This window comes from Asticcacaulis benevestitus DSM 16100 = ATCC BAA-896 (assembly GCF_000376105.1).
Taxonomy (GTDB): domain Bacteria; phylum Pseudomonadota; class Alphaproteobacteria; order Caulobacterales; family Caulobacteraceae; genus Asticcacaulis; species Asticcacaulis benevestitus.
On record NZ_AQWM01000098.1, the window covers coordinates 1 to 1,233 of the forward strand.

Genomic DNA, 1,233 nt, shown 5'->3' on the forward strand with positions numbered 1-1,233 from the left:
ACCACCAGACCCTTGCGGCCGTAATATTGAGAGGCGAAATACATCTGGTCCCAGATGGTCTCGTATTCGAACGGATCGCGGCCTTCGAGGAAGCGGGCGAAGTGTTTTTCGACCATGTAGGCGGCTGGCTCGCCGCCGGTAGTTACCGCGAATCCGGTCGTCCCGTCGTCACATTCTATCTCGACCACGAGGGTGCCTAGCACATTAATGCCGAAGGACTTACGGCTCTGGCGATATTCCGGATAGCGGCCCATGGAGGTCGCGATATGATTGTCGATCCAATGACCTTCGCCTTGATCGTGATAGTCGGCGCCACCGCCGCCTTCGCCGCCCTTGATAACGGAGGCGCGCACTTGCTTGATCTTAGGAAATTTTCGCATTAGTCTCACCATTTGGGATGATTGGTCACATCCCGCCATCCCTGAACCGATTTCGGGATGAACGACTTGCTTTCATCCCACACTTTAGATATGAGCATTAAATAATGAAACAAACGGCGTCAATGGATAATTTGCCAAACGAGAGCTTGGGCAGGGACGGAGAGAGCGAAGCGGGCGGCAAGACGCTGGCCGGTGCGCAAACCCTGGTGCGCGGTCTCGACGTCATGATGGCGGTGGCGGCCAATGCGCGTAATCTGGCCCATCTCTCAGAGGTTCTGGGGCTGACACGCTCGACAACACACAGGCTTGCAACGACCCTGGTCGAACAGCGCTTTCTCAATTTCACGCCGCGCGTGGGTTACAGCCTGGGGCCAAAACTGCTCGAGCTCGGCCACCTGGCCTCCCGCCAGATGAACCTGCCGCGCATCGCCCATGATCATCTTTTGGCCCTATCGCTCGATACCGGCGATACGGTCCATCTCGGCATTCTCGATGGCGCACGCGCGCTTTATTTGGACAAGGTCCAGGGTAATCGCCGTATCGAAATCAGCTCACGCATAGGCGAGCGTCAACCCCTGCGCTCAACCGGCATCGGCAAGGCCCTGCTGCTTGATGAAACCGAAGGCGGCTGGCGAGATGTTTATGAGCGCGAAAGCCACGAGTTTCCCGGATATCGCGTCGATTACGACACCTGGCTCGCCCGGATGCGCGACTATGCCGCGCTAGGCTTTGCCTACGATCTGGAAGAAAACGAAGATCGCATTCGCTGCGTGGCGGCGCCAATCCGTGATGCCAGCAACAAGATCATCGGATCGATCAGTGTCTCTTCGGCCGCGCAATATATGGATGATGC

At 57.3% G+C, this 1,233-nt stretch carries 1 protein-coding gene and 1 pseudogene; one reads left to right on the plus strand and one right to left on the minus strand.

The annotated features are described in order from the left end of the window. Positions 1-380 (minus strand): annotated as a pseudogene (locus tag B060_RS25890) (L-rhamnonate dehydratase); the annotation flags it as partial. 122 nt (positions 381-502) lie between these two features. Between B060_RS25890 and B060_RS0123565 the strand changes: the two are divergent. Continuing rightward, positions 503-1,233 (plus strand): IclR family transcriptional regulator (locus tag B060_RS0123565; RefSeq protein ID WP_018084235.1); only part of this gene is annotated, 731 nt, incomplete at its 3' end.